This window comes from Pandoraea apista (assembly GCF_001465595.2).
Lineage (GTDB): Bacteria > Pseudomonadota > Gammaproteobacteria > Burkholderiales > Burkholderiaceae > Pandoraea > Pandoraea apista.
This window is the reverse complement of sequence record NZ_CP013481.2, coordinates 1165762-1183261: the sequence shown is the minus strand read 5'-3', so window position 1 is coordinate 1183261 and position 17500 is coordinate 1165762. Positions and strand designations below refer to the sequence as shown.

Here is a 17500-nt window from a genome sequence, read left to right as displayed (position 1 = left end):
ACGAATTCGCCCTCATCTACCGAATACATTTCCTTGGCCTGACACCGCATGAAAATCATCGACACCGGCATCGAGAACCTGGCTACGGCCCGCGAACTACTGCTCACGCCGTATGGCCTCGACGAAAGCCACCTTCAACGCGCACTCGGCGACATCTTTACGCACCGCGTGGACTACGCCGACCTGTACTTCCAGTACACGCGCAGCGAAGCGTGGAGCCTCGAGGAAGGCATCGTCAAATCGGGTTCGTTCTCGATCGATCAGGGCGTCGGGGTGCGCGCCATCGTGGGCGACCGCACCGCGTTTGCCTACTCCGACGACATCTCCGAGATTGCACTGAAGGACGCGGCCGCTGCCACTCGCAGCATCGCCACGGCCGGGCGCGGACGTGTGAAAGTCGGCAACAAACTCGCCAATGCGACCGGTCACGGACTCTATCTGCCGGCCGATCCGCTGGCCTCGCTCGACGCCAACGGCAAAGTGGCGTTGCTCGAGCGCATCGAAAAACTCGCCCGTGCGCGCGATCCGCGCGTGCAACAAGTCATGGCCGGTCTGGCCGGTGAGTACGATGTCGTGTTGGTGGCACGTAGCGACGGCGTGATCGCCGCCGACGTACGCCCGCTCGTTCGCGTATCGGTCACCGTCATCGTCGAATCCAACGGTCGCCGCGAAGTCGGCAACAGTGGCGGCGGTGCCCGCCTCGACTACGCCTACTTCACAGACGATCTGCTCGAAAAGTACGTGAAGGAAGCGGTCGACGGCGCCATCGTCAAGCTCGACGCCCGCCCGGCGCCGGCTGGCGCAATGACTGTGGTTCTTGGCCCGGGCTGGCCCGGCGTGCTCTTGCACGAAGCCGTCGGCCACGGCCTGGAAGGCGACTTCAACCGCAAGGGCTCGTCGGCCTTTTCCGGCCGCCTCGGCGAGCGGGTGGCGGCCAAGGGTGTCACTGTGGTCGACGACGGCACGCTGTCGGGCCGCCGCGGTTCGTTGAACATCGACGACGAAGGCAATGCCACGCAATGCACCACGCTTATCGAAGACGGGATTCTCAAGGGCTACATGCAGGACAGCCTGAATGCCCGCCTGATGAAGATGCCGGTCACAGGTAACGGCCGTCGCGAGTCTTACGCCGCACTGCCGATGCCCCGCATGACCAACACTTACATGCTGGGTGGCGACAAAGACCCCGAGGAAATCATCGCATCGGTCAAGCGCGGCCTCTACGCCGTGAACTTCGGCGGCGGTCAGGTCGACATTACCAACGGCAAGTTCGTGTTCTCGATGTCCGAGGCTTACATGATCGAAGACGGCAAGATCACGTACCCGGTCAAGGGTGCCACGCTGATTGGCAACGGACCGGAATCGCTCAAGGACGTGACGATGATCGGCAACGACATGGCCCTGGATTCGGGCGTTGGCGTGTGTGGCAAGGAAGGCCAGAGCGTGCCCGTGGGCGTTGGCCAGCCGACGCTGCGCATGGAAAACATGACCGTCGGCGGTACGGCCTGAAAACGGTAACGCCGGTCGGGGCCGGCAAAGTTCTCAGGCGATGGTTGGCAAACGGCACCGTCGAGCGTCACACGTTGGATGGCGCACCGCAAAAAAATGCGTAAAGCATAGCAAAACGCCCGGCGCAAACCGGGCGTTTTCGCATGAATTTCCAAAACCACGTATTTTTAGCGCAAAACAAAATGAAAAAATGCACTGTTTCCGCGCGTTTTCCCGCCATTCAGCGGTCTCGCACGGTTGCAGCGTCATTCGATTAGGCGTATAAAGTGGTTTCTGTGCACGGCGAACGCCTGCAATGCAATATCGATGACATCCCTCATGACCGCCAATAAGTTTTATTTTTACTTTTTTGCGAATCTCACACCGCTGGCGGAAGGAGAGGGGCAGTTGCAGCAGTAAGCACCGAAACGAATCCTGAAAAACCGCCAGAGAATCTGGCGGTTTTTTTTTGACCCGCATCCCGAGAATCGAACCGCAGTCCGAACTGCCCAGGAGAAAAACCATGCCTCCCCACAACACCGATGACGTCCGTATTCGTGAACTCAAGGAACTGACGCCGCCGGCGCATCTGATTCGCGAATACCCCTGCTCCGAGCAGAGCGCGGACCTCATCCATCGCTCGCGCGGCGCCATTCACCGCGTGCTGCACGGCATGGAAGACCGTCTCGTCGTCATCATCGGCCCGTGCTCAATTCACGACACGAAAGCAGCACTGGAATATGCTGCACGGCTGGTCGAACAGCGCGAACGTCTGAAGGGCGAACTCGAGATCGTGATGCGCGTGTACTTCGAGAAGCCACGCACGACCGTGGGCTGGAAGGGTCTCATCAACGACCCGCACATGGACAATAGCTTCAAGATCAACGACGGCCTGCGCCTGGCGCGAGAGCTGCTCGCCCAGATCAACGCGCTGGGACTGCCCGCCGGTACGGAATACCTCGACATGATCAGCCCGCAGTACATTGCCGATCTCGTGTCATGGGGCGCCATTGGCGCGCGCACCACCGAATCGCAGGTGCACCGCGAACTGGCTTCGGGGTTATCGTGCCCGGTCGGCTTCAAGAACGGTACCGACGGCAATGTGAAGATCGCCGTCGACGCCATCAAGGCCGCGTCGCAACCGCACCATTTCCTGTCGGTGACCAAGGGCGGCCACTCGGCCATCGTGTCGACATCGGGCAACGAAGACTGCCATCTGATTCTGCGCGGCGGCAAGACACCGAACTACGATGCTGCCAGCGTGCAGGCCGCCTGCGACGACATCGCCAAGTCGGGTTTGGCCGCACGCGTGATGATCGACGCGTCGCATGCCAACAGCCAGAAGAAGCATGAGAACCAGATCCCGGTGTGCGAGGACATCGCGCGCCAGATCGCTGGTGGCGACGACCGCATCATTGGCGTGATGGTCGAGTCGCATCTGGTGGCAGGCCGTCAGGATCATGTGCCGGGCAAGCCGCTGACCTACGGTCAGAGCATCACCGATGCCTGCATCGACTGGGAAGACAGCCTGAAGGTGCTCGACACGCTGGCCGATGCCGTACGTGCACGCCGTCTGGCTCGCGGCGCTGGCAACTGATGTCGGGGGCGGCGCGAGGCCGCCCCGACTTTTCCACGGCGGGGCCGCAGCAAGGCCAGCGGCCCGCACGCCGACGCTCCTCCCTTGCGGAACAAAGCGGCAAGATTGCGACGTGACGTGCGACGTGACTTACGACGTTATTGCGCCCCGCCCTCGGCGCGATTGCGCTGCCACAGCACATCGGTTCCGCCGCCCGCACGGTTCAGTACCCGGGCGAGCACGAACATCAGGTCGGACAGGCGGTTGACGTACTGCCGCGGCGCGGGGGCTACCGTCTCTTCGGCGCCCAGCGCCACCATGGCGCGCTCGGCCCGGCGCGACACGCTGCGCACCACATGCGCCAGCGCCGCCGCGCGCGTGCCGCCCGGCAGGATGAACTCCTTCAGAGGAGGCAGATCCGCGTTGTAGCGCGCCAGCCAGTCGTCGAGCTTGGCGACCTGAGCGTCGCCGAGCAACGTGTGGCGCGGCATGCTCAGTTCCCCGCCGAGATCGAACAAATCGTGCTGAATGTCGAGCAGCAGCGCGCGCACGTCCGGCGGCAGGTCTTCGCACAGCAATACCCCGATGTGCGAATTGGTTTCGTCGATCTCACCGATGGCGACGATACGCAGGCTGAATTTGTCGACGCGCGCGCCGTCCCCGAGGCCGGTTTTACCGCCGTCGCCCGTACGTGTAACGATTTTGCTCAAACGATTACCCATCTTCTGACACCTACCCCTTGCGGCACATCTTGCCCACCGGCGCCTCGTTCGGCTGCCGGACGACCTGCCTTCTTAGATTGAAATTGACCGCCTTCGCCCTCGCGGCCCGTTTTTCGGGCAATTCCGATGGCGCTCCGTGGCGGCAAGTCCGTATGATATGACGCAAAGGGTGGGGAAAAACGCCGTCACAGCGTAAAATCCCCGCTCATGAGGTGTCAGGGAGTGCGCCGCCGGACCATTGCGCGTTCGGACTTGTCGGCTCATGCCCGAGACCCCACCCCGATATGGAGTCAGTCATCGCCTGCCGGCGCTGGCCGCCCGGAGACCCGAAGGAGAAAGCCGTGAATCACCCCCATCTGCCGTTCGCCGCCAAGCGTCCGTTTCCGGACGCCCTGCTCACCGAGTTGCAAGCCCTGCTGGGCGAGCGCGTGAGCACGAAGGAGGCGCTGCGCGAACATCACGGCCGGGACGAGTCTCCGTTCGACCCCATGCTGCCTGACGCCGTCGCCTTCGCGCACAGCACCGAGGAAGTGTCGCAGATCGTCAAGCTGTGCGCCAAATATGACGTTCCCATCATTCCTTATGGTGCAGGCTCGTCGCTCGAAGGCCATCTGCTGGCCGTCGAGGGCGGTCTGTCGCTCGATCTTTCGGAGATGAATCAGGTCGTCGCGATCAACGCGGAAGATCTGACCGTCACCACACAACCGGGTATCTCCCGCAAGGCGCTCAACGAAGCGCTGCGCGACACCGGCCTATTCTTCCCGATCGACCCGGGCGCCGACGCCAGCATCGGCGGCATGTGCGCCACGCGGGCCTCGGGTACCAATGCCGTGCGTTACGGCACCATGCGCGAAAATGTGCTGGCGCTTACCGTGGTACTCGCCGACGGCCGTGTGATTCACACCGGCACGCGTGCACGCAAGTCTTCCGCCGGCTACGACCTCACGCGCCTGTTCGTCGGCAGCGAAGGCACGCTGGGCATTATCACCGAAGCGACCGTACGTCTGTATCCGCAGCCGGAGGCCGTGTCGGCCGCAATCTGCTCGTTCCCCAGCATGACGGATGCCGTGAACTGCGTTATCCAGACGATTCAGTTGGGCGTGCCGGTGGCGCGCGTTGAATTCGTCGATGCGCTGGCTGTGCGTGCCATCAACAAACATTCGAAGATGGAACTGCCCGAGACGCAAACGTTGTTCTTCGAATTCCATGGCAGCGATGCCGGCGTGAAAGAGCAGGCGGAAACGGTTGAGGAACTGGCCAAGGAAAACGGGGGCACGGGATTCGAATGGGCCACGCGCACTGAAGATCGCAACCGGCTGTGGGGCGCGCGTCACAGCGCGTACTTTGCGATGCTCCAGCTCAAGCCGGGCTGCCGCGCAGTCACGACAGACGTCTGCGTGCCGATCTCGCGTCTGGCCGAATGTGTGAGCGAGACCGAAGAGGACTTGCGGGCGTCGAGCCTGCCGTGCCCGATCGTGGGACACGTGGGCGATGGTAACTTCCACGTGGCAATCCTGATCGATCCGGCCAAGCCCGAAGAGATCGAAGAGGCCGAGCAGCTCAACGAGCGCATTGTCGAGCGCGCGATCCGCATGGGCGGCACGTGTACCGGCGAGCACGGCGTGGGCCTGCACAAGATGGGGTTCCTGGTGACCGAACACGGGGAAGACGCCATCGATGTGATGCGCGCGATCAAGACCTCACTCGATCCGCACAACCTGCTCAATCCGGGCAAGATTTTCCGGTTGCGCTCGGCGGGCTGAGCGCCGCATGAACGCGCCCGTCACCCCGCAAGGTCAATCCGGCCCGCCCCAGGCAGGCGTCGCGCCCGATGGCGCCGACGCTCTCCTGGCGCGTCAGCGTCAATTGCTCGACGCGCTCGCCCAGATCCTGCCGCCGCATTGCATTCTGCATCGCCGCGAAGACACCACGCCCTACGAGTGCGATGGCCTCGCCGCCTATCGCCGCGTGCCCCTCGCCGTTGTGCTGCCCGAGTCCGAATCGCAAGTGCAGCGCATTCTCCAGGCATGCCATCAGTTAGGCATTCCGGTCGTGCCACGGGGTGCCGGCACAAGCCTGTCAGGCGGTGCAATGCCCATCTCCGACGGACTGGTGCTCTCACTTGCCAAGTTCAAGAAGATTATCGAAGTCGACCCGTATGCGCGTACGGCAACCGTGCAGCCCGGCGTTCGCAATCTCGCGATCTCGGAAGCGGCGGCGCCCTATGGGCTGTATTACGCCCCCGACCCGTCGTCGCAGATCGCCTGCACCATTGGCGGCAACGTGGCGGAGAACTCGGGCGGGGTGCACTGCCTGAAGTACGGGTTGACGGTGCACAACGTGCTGCGTGTGCGCGCCATCACGATGTCGGGCGAAGCGATCGAATTCGGCTCGCTCGGCCCCGACGCCCCCGGACTCGATCTGCTGTCGGTCTTCATCGGCAGTGAGGGAATGTTCGGCGTGGTGACGGAAATCACCGTCAAGCTGGTGCCCAAGGCACAGACGGCACAGGTCATCATGGCGAGCTTCGACGACGTAGAAACCGGCGGCAACGCCGTGGCCGCGATCATCGCCGCGGGCATCATCCCCGCCGGGCTGGAAATGATGGACAAGCCGGCCACGCAAGCCGTCGAGGAATTCGTTCATGCCGGTTACGACCTGGAGGCGGCCGCGATTCTGCTGTGCGAATCGGACGGCACACCGGAAGAAGTCGCCGAGGAAGTCATGCGAATTTCCCACGTGCTGCGCACGTCGGGCGCGACACGGCTGCAAATCTCCCGCAGCGAAGAAGAGCGTCTGCGTTTCTGGTCGGGGCGCAAAAATGCGTTTCCGGCAGCCGGACGTATTTCGCCGGACTATTACTGCATGGATGGTACGATTCCTCGCCGGGCGATTGGGACGTTACTCAAACGCATCGAAGGTCTGGAACAACAGTACGGATTGCGCTGTATTAACGTCTTTCACGCGGGAGACGGCAACATGCATCCGCTCATTCTTTTCAACGGCAACGACCTCGACGAGTGGCACCGCGCCGAAGCGTTCGGCTGCGACATTCTCGAAGCGTGCGTCGAACTTGGCGGCACGATCACGGGCGAGCACGGTGTGGGCATCGAAAAGATCAACTCGATGTGCGTGCAGTTCTCGGCCGAAGAGCGCGATGCCTTCTTCGGCGTAAAGCGCGCGTTCGATCCGGTCGGGTTGCTCAATCCGGACAAGGGAATTCCCACGCGAGCGCGTTGCGCAGAATACGGCAAGCTGCACGTACGCGGCGGCCTGTTACCGCATCCCGATCTGCCGAGGTTCTGATATGCGTCCGCTGTCAGATTGGATGCCGCACGATTGGCGGCAGCGGCTGTACATCATCATCTTCGAGGCCGATACGCGCGAAGGGCGGCTGTTCGACATTGCGCTGCTCGTCGCCATCGTATTGTCAGTGCTCACGGTGGTGGTCTCCAGCGTGCCTGCCGTACAGGCCGCGGCCCCCGTGCCGATGGCGATCCTCGAGTGGTTCTTCACGCTGCTCTTTACGGCCGAGTACATTGCGCGACTGCTGAGCGCACATCGGCCATTGCGCTACGCGCTGTCGTTCTACGGCATTATCGATCTGCTCGCCATTCTGCCGACGTATCTTGCGATACTCGTGCCCGAACTGCACGGGTTAATCGACGTGCGGCTGCTGCGCCTCATGCGTGCGTTCCGGATTCTCAAGCTCACCGCCTATGTGAACGAAGCGGGCGTGCTCAGCATTGCGCTCTACAATGCGCGGCGGAAGATCCTCGTGTTCCTCGGGTTCATCTCGATCATCGTGGTGATCTTCGGCACGCTCATGCACATTATCGAGGGGCCGGAGCACGGCTTCACGAGCATTCCGGTGGGCATCTATTGGGCCATCGTCACACTCACGACGACCGGCTATGGCGACGTGGTGCCCGTCACCGGACTCGGTAAAGCGATCACCGGCTTCGTGATGCTGCTGGGCTACAGCGTGATTGCGATCCCCACGGGCATCATGGGTGCGGAAATTCATTTGGCCATGCGCACGAAGCCCGTCACTACGCGCACCTGTCATCAATGCCTCACCGAAGGGCACGACGCCGATGCGGCCTACTGCAAACATTGCGGCAGTGAGCTTGCGCCTTATCAATCCGACACGACACCGCCGCCAGAACCGAGCTGATGACCGACACGAACGACACTCTCGAGAACTTCCGCGCCGTCATCGAACATGCCACGGCACGCCGTTCGCCGCTCCAGCTTCGTGGCGGCGGCACCAAGGCGTGGTACGGCCAGCAACGCGTGGGCGACGTACTCGACACCCGCGCCTACAACGGCATCGTGGCTTACGACCCGGCGGAGCTGGTCATCACGGCGCGCTGCGGCACGTCGCTGGCCGATATCGAGACCGCACTCGCCGAGCGGAATCAACTGCTGCCATTCGAGCCGCCCTACTTCGGACCCGCCGCCACGATCGGCGGTGCAGTGGCTGCCGGCCTCGCCGGCCCTCGCCGCAGTGCCGTGGGCGCCGTACGCGACTTCGTGCTTGGCGCCAAGTTGATGGACGGACGCGGACATGTGCTGAACTTCGGCGGTCAGGTCATGAAGAATGTCGCCGGTTACGATGTCTCGCGCATGCTCGCCGGCTCGCTTGGCACGCTGGGTCTGGTGCTTGAAGTGTCGATCAAGGTGTTGCCGCAACCGTTTGCCGAGCTAACGCTGCAATTCGAAATGAACGCCGTCGATGCCGTGCGCAAACTCAACGAATGGGGCGGCCAACCGCTGCCGATCACGGGGAGCGCGTGGCGTAGCGATTTGCTGGTGATTCGTCTGGCGGGCGCGTCGGCGGCCATCAAGGCCGCACGCGTGAAGATGGGGGGGGAGTTGGTCGATGCGATTCACGCTGCCAAATTCTGGCATGCGATCCGCGAACAGACGGACAACTTCTTCGCCGATGCAGGGCCGGGGCAGGCGCTATGGCGTTTGGCCGTACCGTCGACCGCCGAACCGCATCGCCTGCCGGGCAAGCAGCTTATCGAGTGGGGCGGTGCACAGCGTTGGTGGATTACCGACGCCGATGCGCAAATCGTACGCTCGGCGGCACGGCAAGACGGCGGACATGCCACGCTTTTCCGCTATGGTGAGCCCGGCGTGGGTGTCTTCACTCCTCTGCCCGCGCCACTCATGCGCATCCATCGCAACCTGAAGTCGGTGTTCGATCCGGCGGGAATTTTCAATCCTGGACGGATGTATCCCGAATTCTGATCGCCGTCGCTCAGCCGGTCGTGTCGAGCAAGCGCAACACTTCCGTAGCCAGTACGCGTACTGACTTCTCGACGTCTCGCGTGAACGGTTGTCCGCCGTTGATACGCAGGAAGTGATCGTAGCGCGACGAGTTCGAGAACAGACTGCCCGGCGCAACACGAATTCCTTTCGCAAGCGCCGCATCGAACAATTGCTCCGAGCTGACACTGCCCGGCATCTCCACCCACAGACTCAAGCCGCCCGCGGGCAGTGTCAAACGGGTGCCTGCCGGGAAATGGGTCGCGATCGCTTCGGCCATTGCTGCGCGATGCTCGCGTAACTGCGTGCGCAAACGGCGCAAATGCCGATCGTAACGGGGAGAATCCATGAACTCGCCCATCGCAATCTGGGCGAGCGCTTCGTTCGGACGCGTCTGCGCGTACTTCAACATCTCGACTCGCCCCTGCCATTTGCCACCCGCAATCCAGCCGAGCCGCATGCCCGGCGCCAGCGTTTTATGCAGCGATGCGCAGTGGATCACGTTACCCGTCGTGTCCCAGGAGCGAATGGCAGCAGGAATGTTGCCGTCATCGCCGAGCGCCGAGTAAGTGTCGTCTTCAATGATCGCAATGCCGCGCGACTCTGCCCACCTCACGAGCTGCGCCTTGTGGGAATCCGGCATCACCGACCCGAGCGGATTCTGGAAGTGCGGCACAACGATGACTGCCTTGATGTTGTCGTAAGTCTCGCTCGCCAGTTGCAGCGCCTCAAGCGAAATCCCGGTCTGCGGACTCGTGGGAATTTCGAGCGCCCGCATGCCCATGCTCTCCAGCGTTTGCAGCAACGCGTAATACGTCGGCGATTCGACTGCGACCACGTCGCCCGCAGACGCGACTGCCCGCAGCGCCAGATTGATCGCCTCGATACAACCGTGTGTGACAACGATCTCGTCGGGATTGATATTCATACGCGCTTCGAGCGCCCGGCGGGCGATCGCCGAGCGGAAACGCGCCTCGCCGCCACCGGGCGGCGGCGTGCCGTAAAGCAACGGGTTCTCGCGCAACGCCCGGAGGGTGGCCTGCCGCAGTTCGTTGACGGGGTAGAGCGACGGAGCGCCATGCGCGACCGCTAAATTGACTTTGACGTTCGCCTGGAGCCCTCTGGCAAGGATCGACGACACGCGCTGATTGATGCCCACGTATTGCTTCAGGTCGGGCACCCACGGACGCGGCTCGTCCACAGGCACAAGGCTCGCCCGGGCGGGCGTGCGCACGAAGTAGCCCGAACGCGGACGCGCCTCCAGAATCCCCTGCGCCTCCAGATGACGACAGGTCTGCAAGGCTGTCGACAGACTCACCTGATGCCGCTCCATCAACGTGCGCACGCTCGGCATGCGATCGCCCGGCGCGAGCGTGCCGGCCTCGATGGCGTGACGATAATGATCGGCAAGCTGACGGTAAAGCGGCGTGCGTTCCTCCGGGGCCGCTGGGGCGGCGGAAGAGACTTGCGAGTCGGCCGCAGCGAGCGGCGCGGTCTCACGGGCAGCGAGAGTGGGAGTGACGGCGTCCATGCGCAGATGATCGGGCATTGGGCAAGACCATAACAGATACAGATTCGTTGAATCGGCATCGTAACAGATCACCGTAAGCGGCTCTGTTATTGGCGAAACAGCACATCTGTGTGCCTACCGGGAGATGCGGGCGGCCGATACGCTGTCCCCATCTGTTCAACGCCCCGGAGTCTGTCATGGCAAAGCCCCTTTCGCCCCTCCTGCCGCCCGATTCGATACTGACACGCGACACCTGCGATGCGACACGCCTCGATGAGCGGCGGGCAAGCCCGCGAGCCACGGCCTTGCTTGCCCGGCCCGAAGGCGGCATGCCCGCCCTGTTGTCGTCACACCTCACGCTGGCCTGCGGGCAATCGTTTCATGCCTATGCCTGCCGCGGCACGGTGATCCATATCGAACGCGGGAGCGTGGTGCTCACCACCGCACCGCGCTGGCTGGCGGCGAGCTTCTGGCGAAACACCGTTTTGCTGACGGCCGGGCAGGTCTACGTCACTCAAACGTCGGGCTGGCTCACGCTGAGCGCAGAGGCGGGCGCACGCCTCACCTTGCGTGACGGCGTCGCCGAAATGCACCGTTCTTTCGGTCTGCGCTCGTACGCCGCCCGTTTGTGGCAGATCGTTCGCGCATCGCTGGAATCCTGAGTCGCTGCGCCCGTCAGCCTGGTCCGGGACGAACGGTGGCGTCTCTCGTTCAGGCGGGCAACAACGCTTCGATGTCGGCGCGGATGGCGTCGGGCTTCGCCGTCGGCGCGTATCGCGCCACCACGTTTCCTTGCGCGTCGACGAGAAATTTCGTGAAATTCCATTTGATCGCCTTCGTGCCCAGCACTCCGCGCTTTTCCTGCGTGAGGTAGGTGTAGAGCGGAGCCGCATCGGGCCCTTTCACGTCGATCTTTGCGAACATCGGAAACGTCACGTGAAAGCGCAGATCGCAGAAGCTGCGAATGGCCTCGGCGTCCCCCGGCTCCTGCTTGCCGAACTGATTACAGGGAAACGCAAGCACCTCGAAGCCGCGCGGGCCGAGTTGTTCGTAGAGCGTCTGCAAACCAGCGTATTGCGGTGTGAAACCACACTCGCTCGCCGTGTTGACGATCAGCAGCACCTTGCCGCGGTACTGCGACAGACTGACGGTCTCGCCTGACAGCGTCTGAACTGAAAAGTCGTACACCTGCCGCGAATTTGCGCTCATCTCGGACTCCCTTTGGATGTTGGCACCGCGAAGTCTGCCACAAGCCACGCCACATGAGCGTTCGGTGCACGTTGGGCCCGTCTGACGGCACAACTGGCACGGGTAGCACCTTCGTATTTTCCGGGGTAGCACCTCGCGTACGGGCACGGCTATAATCGTTGACCAATCACTGCCATTGCAACGTCCTGCGCGCAATGGCACCGCCTGACCGACGCCCCCGAACCCGCCTCATGTCGACCATTGCCGCACATCTCGACGACGTCCTCTCCCGGATTGCCCGTGCCACTGCCAACGCCGGCCGTCCGGCGGGTAGCGTGCATCTGCTGGCCGTCTCGAAGACGTTCGGCGCCGACGCCGTGCGCGAGGCGATCGCCGCCGGGCAGCGGGCCTTCGGCGAGAATTACGTGCAGGAGTCGCTGGACAAGATCGCCGCACTGACCGGCGAGACGGTCGGCGGCGCACCGTTGGAATGGCACTTCATCGGGCCATTACAGAGCAACAAGACACGGCCGGTGGCGGCGCATTTCGACTGGGTGCATTCGGTCGATCGACTGAAGATCGCCGAGCGTCTGAGTGCCCAACGCCCGGCAGACCTCCCGCCGCTTCAGGTCTGCCTGCAAGTGAACATCAGCGGCGAGGCGAGCAAGAGCGGCGTCGCGCCTGCGGACGTACCGGCCGTCGCACGAGCTGTCGCCGGGCTGCCGAATCTGAAATTGCGCGGCCTGATGGCGATTCCCGAACCCGAAGACGATCCCGCGCGCCAGCGTGCGCCGTTCAGGGCAGTGCGCGAGTTGTTCGATGCGCTGCGCGCCGACGGATTGGCGCTCGACACGCTCTCGATGGGGATGTCGGGCGATCTGGAGGCAGCGATTGCCGAGGGTGCGACAATGGTGCGCATTGGCACCGCGATTTTCGGCGCGCGCGATTACGGCCCCCGGGCGTAATCGCGGCGTGTCCCGGCGGCGAGCGCCTCGTGGTATCTCGCCGCAGCAAGAGGTAATGACATACGCAACGCAAAGGATGGTTATGAGAATTGCATTCATCGGCGGCGGCAACATGGCCAACGCCTTGATCGGCGGACTCGTCAAGCGCGGCACGGCCCCGCGCGACATTCTCGCCATCGACGTCAACGAATCGACCCGCGACGGCCTCGTCAAGCAGTACGGTGTCGAGACAGCCAGCGCGCCCAACGATCGCCTGCGCGATTACGACACGCTCGTGCTGGCCGTCAAACCGCAAGTCCTCAAGGATGTCGCGCAGGCTCTGCAACCACATCTGAACGGCCAGTTGGTCATCAGCATCGCAGCGGGCATTCGTGCGTCCGACCTGGCGCGTTGGCTCGGCGGCCACAACCAGATCGTGCGCTGCATGCCGAATACGCCCGCGCTGATCGGCATGGGCATCACCGGTCTGGCCGCGCTCTCGGGCGTCGATTCTGACCAGCGCAAGCGTGCCGAGAACGTACTGGGCGCTGCGGGCCAGATCGTCTGGGTCGAGAAGGAAAGCCAGCTCGACGGTGTGACGGCAATCTCGGGCAGTGGCCCGGCGTACGTGTTCTATTTCATCGAAGCCCTGGAGCAAGCCGCTCAGGAACTGGGCTTCACGCCCGAGCAGGGCCGCCAGTTGGCTATCGCCACGTTCACCGGCGCATCGCAACTGGCCGCGCAGTCGAGCGAGCCGGCAAGCGTGTTGCGTGAGCGTGTGACGTCCAAGGGCGGTACAACGTTTGCCGCCCTCAGCTCGTTCGATCGCGACGCGATCAAAGCCGCCATCGTGCGCGGCGTGCATGCGGCGAACCTCCGCGCCAGGGAACTTGGCGACGAGTTAGGCGACGCCTGATAGCGGATAGACGCCCTTCGGCGCACCGACTAACGACAAACGGCCCGCAAGCGGGCCGTTTTGTTTGGCGTCGTCGATCAGACGCGAACGCGCGATGCCACAGTCAGTCAGGCGCTCAGCAGATAGTGTCCGGCAATGCCCGCAAACACGGCCGCGCCCAGCCAGTTGTTGTGACGGAACGCCGCGAAGCACGGCATGCGCTCGCGTCTGCGAATCAGGAAGTAGTGATAAATCGCGCAGCTCGCCGCTACCGCTATCCCCAGCCAGAACGGCCAGCCGAAACCCAGATACACGCCGACGCCCGCCTGAATGCCGAGCGCAGCCACATAGCAAAGCATGACCGCCAGCACGTCGAAACGTCCGAACGTGATGGCAGACGTCTTGATACCGATCTTCAGGTCGTCGTCGCGATCGACCATCGCGTATTCGGTGTCGTACGCCACCGACCAGAACACGTTCGAGAGCAGCAGCACCCAAGCGATCACCGGCACCTGATCCTGCACAGCGGCGAAAGCCATCGGAATGCCGAAGCCGAACGCCACGCCGAGATAGGCTTGCGGAATCGCCAGAAAACGCTTGGTGAACGGATAGGTGCCGGCCACGAACAGCGCCGGAATCGACAGCCACTTGGTCAGCGCGTTGAGCGGCAGAATCAGCAGGAAGCTCACCAAGGCGAGCGTTGCGGCCACGGCGACCGCCTCCCAGGCGCGAATGCGTCCCGACGTGATCGGACGCTCTTTCGTGCGTTTGACGAACTTGTCGAAGTCGCGGTCAGCGTAATCGTTGATGGCGCACCCCGCCGAGCGCATCAGGAACGTGCCTAGTGTGAAGATCACGAGCAGTAACGGATCGGGATGCCCGTTCGACGCAATCCACAGCGCCGCGAGCGTGGGCCAAAGCAGCAGCACGGTACCGATCGGCTTGTCGAGGCGAACCAGGCGGAAATACAGGGGAAGGCGTTGAGCGAGCAACATGGGGCGTCACACAGAAAGACTTGTGGCGACATTGTAGGCCACGCGCCGGATGCTCGCCAATCGGGGCGCCTCGAATACCGCAGACGCCCCTCGGGGTCACCAGATCCAGAACATCAGCAGCCAGAGCCAGTTGACCAGCGCCAGCGCCGCCACCACACCGGCCATGCCGGCCAGTCGCCGTCCCAACGATTGGGCATGACGCCCCGTGACTCGCCAACCCAGCCACAGACTCCACAGCGTGGTCGCGGCGAGAATGGTCGCGCGAACGTCGTTTGCCCAATACACCGGCAGATGCTCGGCACGCAGCAGGCTGATCGTCGTGGCCGACAGACCGATGAACACACCAGCCCCGGCAATCGGAATCAGCGACTGCACCAGATGGTTGAATCGTGACGTCTGCCACGGTCCCATCGCCCGGTTGGCCAGCGCGAAAATGATCGTGAACGCCAGCCCCAGCAACAGGCCGTTGCCAAGAATGTACGTGACGACCATGCCACCGTCGAGCCAGGTGAAAACGTCGCTCTGCTCGGGATAGTTGGTGAACACGTACCACGGCGCGTTCGTCTCGAACGGCCACATGATGTTGTGATCGATGAGCCACGTCGCCAGCACGGTCTTGGTGGCGACGAACCACGGATTCACCGTCCAGTGGAACGCGCCGATCGCCACACCGAGCAGGCCGTACATGACGAGCACGCTGTCCCACACGCTGTTGTTCTCGGTCGCCCCGAACTTCACGATCTCCTCGCTGGGCGAGCGGCCCGCGAGTTCGATAGCGTCGCGATGCCCGGCACAACGGCCGCACATGTGGCACTGCGCCCCGCCCTTCATGTTGCGTAGCGGCACGATCGGTGCGCAATTGATCGGAATGACCTTGTGGCCGTTGGTGTGATACGAGCGGCGCCAGGCGTCTTCGTTGACCTTGAAGTGGAACGGTGCGAGGCGCGAGAGCAACGAGAACACGCCGTTGACCGGGCACAGATACTTGCACCACACACGCTTGTCGCGCCCGTAGAAGTAACCGATCACCATGGCGCCGATGGTCGAGCCGCCGAGCACCAGCAGCACCGCCTTCGGGTATTGGTAGACGCTGACCATCTGCCCGTACAGCGTGGTGCCGGCGAAGGCGACGAACGGCCAGCCGCCCCAGCGCATCCAGCGGGGAATGGCACGCCCGCGTCCGTGGCGGCTCGCGAATTCCGAAAGCGTGCCTTCCGGACACAGGACTCCGCACCAGACACGGCCCATGAGCACCATGCTGATGAGCACGAACGGCCACCAGATGCCCCAGAACGTGAACTGGGCAAAGACAGTGAGGTTATCGAGAATGTGCGCCGTCTCGTCGGGCAACGGCATCATGACCGGTACGCAGATGAGGAACGCATAAACCAGCACGACGCCCCACTGCACGCCACGTATCAACTTGCCGTGGCGTTGCATCCAAAGGCCCACTCGGGCCAGTCGGTTCGGGACAGGTATGGCGATGCTCATGCTCAACTCGTACGTCGGGGGATTACCTTCCGGCTGACGGCGCTTATCGTTATCGATATGGCGGGATCTTGCGAATCCTGCCGGGCGCGTCCGCTCAGTCCGTTATGTGCAGCGGCAAGGACACGCATTCCCTGCCGGTGCGTACAGCCCGCTCAGGCGGGCTTGACCTGCTTTGCCGGAGCGCCCGCTCGCTTGAGCAGCGCCCACATGAAAATCCAGTACACGGCGTACACCAGCAGATTCATACCGGCCGGGTGCGCGCGATACCCGGTCAGGGTCGCAACGAGGCTGCCAAACGGGCTGGCGTCGTCGAGAATCGCGGAAGTATCCCACAGTTGGTCGACCAACGTAGGCACAAGCTCCAGCGAGATAAGGCGATCCAATCCCGACTCAAGCAGCCCGGCCGCCAGAAACAGCAGCATGATTTCAGTGACGCGGAAGAACAGGCGCCACGAGAAGATCTTTCCGCCCAACTGCAACAGCCAGAACGTGACGAGCGCCAGCACGAAGCCGATCAGCACGGCGAGCCACATCGATAACGGCACGCTGCCTTGCTGGCCGAAACCGATGCCGTACAGAAAAATGGCCGTCTCGCTGCCTTCGCGGGCAATCGCCAGCGCCACCAGCACAAGCACGCCCCACCACGTGCCCCGGTCCTGATTTTTCTGTAGCGACGATTCCATGTCGCGCTTGAGCGTTCGCCCGTGACGCTTCATCCAGAAGACCATTTGCACGATCAGCACGCTGGCTATCAGTACCATGGCGGTCTGGAAGTAATCCTGTGCGTCGCCCGACAGCACTTCGGTGAAGCCGACCAGCGCGGCACCCAGCGCCACTGCGGCGGCGATCCCCAGCACGACACCGGCCCAAAGGTAGGGAAGGCCGCGCTTGGCGCCGTGCTCGGGGTTGGCCAGCCAGGCATGGAGAATGCCTACGACCAGCAATGCCTCGACGCTTTCGCGCCAGACGATGAACATGACCTGACCCATCGTGTGATTCCTCTCGTGATGCCTGTCTTACCGTGTGACTGAACCGACTTCCGCGTGGCTTACTTGGCGACGATCACGCCTTGCGCCTGCTGATGAAAATCGTCGAAAAACTTGTACTCGCCCGGCTGCAACGGTGCGATGACCACAAACGACTGCGCCCCCGGTGCCAGCACCTTTTCCTTGCGCAGTTGCAGACTTTCAAACTCGACGGCATTCGTTCCGGTGTTGTGCACCTCGATCTTGATGCGTTTGCCGGCCGGCACCTCGATGCGCGCCGGGTTGAGTTTGCCGTTATTCATTTCCAGCTTGAAGGTGGGCAAGTCGTCGGCACGCGCGAGCGGCGCTGCGCCCAAAGCCAACAAAGTCACCACCGAGGCCGCCATCGTGGCCAACAGGCGCGCGATGCGCTGATTCATCCTTCTGCT

General features: G+C 63.0%; 17 protein-coding genes. 9 read left to right on the top strand and 8 right to left on the bottom strand.

Annotation, left to right across the window (positions count from 1 at the left end):
• Positions 1-48: 48 nt before the first annotated feature.
• A complete protein-coding gene (tldD, locus tag AT395_RS05535; RefSeq protein ID WP_042112742.1) occupies positions 49-1509 on the top strand; it encodes a metalloprotease TldD in 1461 nt (486 codons plus the stop codon).
• 33 nt (positions 1510-1542) lie between these two features.
• Here the strand turns inward: tldD and AT395_RS25495 are convergent, their stop codons facing one another.
• A complete protein-coding gene (locus AT395_RS25495; RefSeq protein WP_156219652.1) occupies positions 1543-2013 on the bottom strand; it encodes a hypothetical protein in 471 nt (156 codons plus the stop codon).
• Here AT395_RS25495 and aroG point away from each other — a divergent pair.
• Positions 2012-3085, top strand: coding sequence for a 3-deoxy-7-phosphoheptulonate synthase AroG (gene aroG / locus AT395_RS05530; RefSeq protein ID WP_042112744.1), 1074 nt, complete (start codon positions 2012-2014; stop codon positions 3083-3085). The two genes, AT395_RS25495 and aroG, sit on opposite strands and share 2 nt — an antisense overlap.
• Before the next feature lie 137 nt (positions 3086-3222).
• Here the strand turns inward: aroG and AT395_RS05525 are convergent, their stop codons facing one another.
• On the bottom strand, positions 3223-3786 hold the full coding sequence (locus AT395_RS05525; protein WP_058375294.1) for a cob(I)yrinic acid a,c-diamide adenosyltransferase: 564 nt from the start codon (positions 3784-3786) through the stop codon (positions 3223-3225).
• A 341-nt stretch (positions 3787-4127) separates the two neighbouring features.
• On the opposite strand from AT395_RS05525, the gene AT395_RS05520 reads away from it, so the two are divergent.
• From AT395_RS05520 to glcE, 4 genes are read left to right on the top strand one after another with little or no spacing between them, the layout of a single operon-like run.
• The gene (locus tag AT395_RS05520; RefSeq protein WP_042112747.1) at positions 4128-5549 is read left to right on the top strand and encodes an FAD-binding oxidoreductase; all 1422 of its coding nucleotides are present in this window, start codon (positions 4128-4130) and stop codon (positions 5547-5549) included.
• Between the two features lie 7 nt (positions 5550-5556).
• Positions 5557-7092, top strand: coding sequence for an FAD-linked oxidase C-terminal domain-containing protein (locus AT395_RS05515; RefSeq protein ID WP_224787413.1), 1536 nt, complete (start codon positions 5557-5559; stop codon positions 7090-7092).
• Position 7093: 1 nt separating this feature from the next.
• A complete protein-coding gene (locus tag AT395_RS05510; RefSeq protein WP_042112748.1) occupies positions 7094-7963 on the top strand; it encodes an ion transporter in 870 nt (289 codons plus the stop codon).
• Entirely contained in the window at positions 7963-9045 is a 1083-nt protein-coding gene (glcE, locus tag AT395_RS05505) for a glycolate oxidase subunit GlcE (protein ID WP_048627883.1), read from the top strand. The genes AT395_RS05510 and glcE overlap by 1 nt, the downstream gene beginning before the upstream one ends.
• Before the next feature lie 10 nt (positions 9046-9055).
• Here glcE and AT395_RS05500 read toward each other — a convergent pair whose 3' ends face one another.
• The gene (locus AT395_RS05500) at positions 9056-10612 is read right to left on the bottom strand and encodes an aminotransferase-like domain-containing protein (RefSeq protein ID WP_224787412.1); all 1557 of its coding nucleotides are present in this window, start codon (positions 10610-10612) and stop codon (positions 9056-9058) included.
• A 158-nt stretch (positions 10613-10770) separates the two neighbouring features.
• On the opposite strand from AT395_RS05500, the gene AT395_RS05495 reads away from it, so the two are divergent.
• The gene (locus tag AT395_RS05495; protein ID WP_048627884.1) at positions 10771-11235 is read left to right on the top strand and encodes a hypothetical protein; all 465 of its coding nucleotides are present in this window, start codon (positions 10771-10773) and stop codon (positions 11233-11235) included.
• A 49-nt stretch (positions 11236-11284) separates the two neighbouring features.
• Here AT395_RS05495 and AT395_RS05490 read toward each other — a convergent pair whose 3' ends face one another.
• Entirely contained in the window at positions 11285-11782 is a 498-nt protein-coding gene (locus AT395_RS05490) for a glutathione peroxidase (RefSeq protein ID WP_042112750.1), read from the bottom strand.
• 230 nt (positions 11783-12012) lie between these two features.
• Here AT395_RS05490 and AT395_RS05485 point away from each other — a divergent pair, with 230 nt between their 5' ends.
• Complete coding sequence (locus AT395_RS05485) at positions 12013-12726, top strand: YggS family pyridoxal phosphate-dependent enzyme (RefSeq protein ID WP_048627885.1); 714 nt, start codon at positions 12013-12015, stop codon at positions 12724-12726.
• Between the two features lie 82 nt (positions 12727-12808).
• On the top strand, positions 12809-13621 hold the full coding sequence (proC, locus tag AT395_RS05480) for a pyrroline-5-carboxylate reductase (protein WP_042112752.1): 813 nt from the start codon (positions 12809-12811) through the stop codon (positions 13619-13621).
• Between the two features lie 107 nt (positions 13622-13728).
• On the opposite strand, the gene ubiA is transcribed toward proC, so the two are convergent.
• The 4 genes from ubiA to AT395_RS05460 form a co-directional block, all read right to left on the bottom strand.
• Positions 13729-14595 carry a 4-hydroxybenzoate octaprenyltransferase gene (gene ubiA / locus AT395_RS05475; RefSeq protein WP_048627886.1) on the bottom strand — a complete coding sequence of 289 codons (867 nt, stop codon included), beginning with the start codon at positions 14593-14595 and terminating at the stop codon, positions 13729-13731.
• A gap of 96 nt (positions 14596-14691) precedes the next feature.
• The gene (locus AT395_RS05470) at positions 14692-16086 is read right to left on the bottom strand and encodes a 4Fe-4S binding protein (protein WP_174554638.1); all 1395 of its coding nucleotides are present in this window, start codon (positions 16084-16086) and stop codon (positions 14692-14694) included.
• 152 nt (positions 16087-16238) lie between these two features.
• Complete coding sequence (locus tag AT395_RS05465; protein WP_042112755.1) at positions 16239-17075, bottom strand: FTR1 family iron permease; 837 nt, start codon at positions 17073-17075, stop codon at positions 16239-16241.
• Positions 17076-17134: 59 nt separating this feature from the next.
• Positions 17135-17491, bottom strand: coding sequence for a cupredoxin domain-containing protein (locus AT395_RS05460; protein WP_094069172.1), 357 nt, complete (start codon positions 17489-17491; stop codon positions 17135-17137).
• Positions 17492-17500: the final 9 nt, after the last annotated feature.

Excerpts from the sequence above, each read along its gene's own strand:
- tldD (WP_042112742.1), top strand. The coding sequence starts at position 49 with ATGAAAATCATCGACACCGGCATCGAGAACCTGGCTACGGCCCGCGAA.
- aroG (WP_042112744.1), top strand. The coding sequence starts at position 2,012 with ATGCCTCCCCACAACACCGATGACGTCCGTATTCGTGAACTCAAGGAA.
- AT395_RS25495 (WP_156219652.1), bottom strand. The coding sequence starts at position 2,013 with ATGGTTTTTCTCCTGGGCAGTTCGGACTGCGGTTCGATTCTCGGGATG.
- AT395_RS05525 (WP_058375294.1), bottom strand. The coding sequence starts at position 3,786 with ATGGGTAATCGTTTGAGCAAAATCGTTACACGTACGGGCGACGGCGGT.
- AT395_RS05515 (WP_224787413.1), top strand. The coding sequence starts at position 5,557 with ATGAACGCGCCCGTCACCCCGCAAGGTCAATCCGGCCCGCCCCAGGCA.
- AT395_RS05510 (WP_042112748.1), top strand. The coding sequence starts at position 7,094 with ATGCGTCCGCTGTCAGATTGGATGCCGCACGATTGGCGGCAGCGGCTG.
- glcE (WP_048627883.1), top strand. The coding sequence starts at position 7,963 with ATGACCGACACGAACGACACTCTCGAGAACTTCCGCGCCGTCATCGAA.
- AT395_RS05500 (WP_224787412.1), bottom strand. The coding sequence starts at position 10,612 with ATGCCCGATCATCTGCGCATGGACGCCGTCACTCCCACTCTCGCTGCC.
- AT395_RS05495 (WP_048627884.1), top strand. The coding sequence starts at position 10,771 with ATGGCAAAGCCCCTTTCGCCCCTCCTGCCGCCCGATTCGATACTGACA.
- AT395_RS05490 (WP_042112750.1), bottom strand. The coding sequence starts at position 11,782 with ATGAGCGCAAATTCGCGGCAGGTGTACGACTTTTCAGTTCAGACGCTG.
- AT395_RS05485 (WP_048627885.1), top strand. The coding sequence starts at position 12,013 with ATGTCGACCATTGCCGCACATCTCGACGACGTCCTCTCCCGGATTGCC.
- proC (WP_042112752.1), top strand. The coding sequence starts at position 12,809 with ATGAGAATTGCATTCATCGGCGGCGGCAACATGGCCAACGCCTTGATC.
- ubiA (WP_048627886.1), bottom strand. The coding sequence starts at position 14,595 with ATGTTGCTCGCTCAACGCCTTCCCCTGTATTTCCGCCTGGTTCGCCTC.
- AT395_RS05470 (WP_174554638.1), bottom strand. The coding sequence starts at position 16,086 with ATGAGCATCGCCATACCTGTCCCGAACCGACTGGCCCGAGTGGGCCTT.
- AT395_RS05465 (WP_042112755.1), bottom strand. The coding sequence starts at position 17,075 with ATGGGTCAGGTCATGTTCATCGTCTGGCGCGAAAGCGTCGAGGCATTG.
- AT395_RS05460 (WP_094069172.1), bottom strand. The coding sequence starts at position 17,491 with ATGAATCAGCGCATCGCGCGCCTGTTGGCCACGATGGCGGCCTCGGTG.